Genomic DNA, 607 nt, shown 5'->3' on the forward strand with positions numbered 1-607 from the left:
ATATTTGCCAATAGCGTTGCCGGACTTTTCTACAGATTGTGTGGCGTAAGTTATGGTTGGGTTATCACAGTTATTGACTATTTTGACTATGCTACCAGCAATACCAGATTCAGAAGCGCTGTTAAATAGACCATTGAAATAATTAGGTTTGTTGCTGTAGGCACCGCTTGTTATGTTTGCGTTACTAGCATCTGCCTCTGCAGCAGTAATACCGCCATTGTCACCAAATACTATACCAGAAAAAACATAGTAATATGGTTCGCTCTCTACTCCAAAGCTAATCCACTCATTATAACTTTCACCAACTACATCGGCCTCAATAGCACTATTGCCTTTCATGATACCTTCGTACGTTAAAGTTACAGACTCTGCATTCCTAACTGCGACTACATAATTGCTTTTTGAGTTTTCAATCCCATAGCTGACGTAGCTACCGTTATTAGGGATAACGGTGCTGGTATTGAGAGAAGCATACGTGTTTTGGTTATTGGGGTTGGTAGAGGTTTCTTTTAGAATATTGGTAAAGGTAGGCGTAGGGGGCAAGGTACCTCTTTTTTGACCAGATGCAAAAGATACTTGTCCATTAGCATTGGTAGTAAGCGTAAAC

The 607-nt window shown here is 40.4% G+C and carries 1 pseudogene; it reads right to left on the bottom strand.

Features of this window, described 5'->3' with window-relative positions:
• Positions 1 to 543, bottom strand: a pseudogene (locus tag ACS8FD_RS22345) (hypothetical protein); the annotation flags it as partial.
• Between the last annotated feature and the right edge of the window lie 64 nt (positions 544 to 607).

The sequence above is a fragment of the Psychrobacter sp. 1U2 genome, assembly GCF_051847575.1.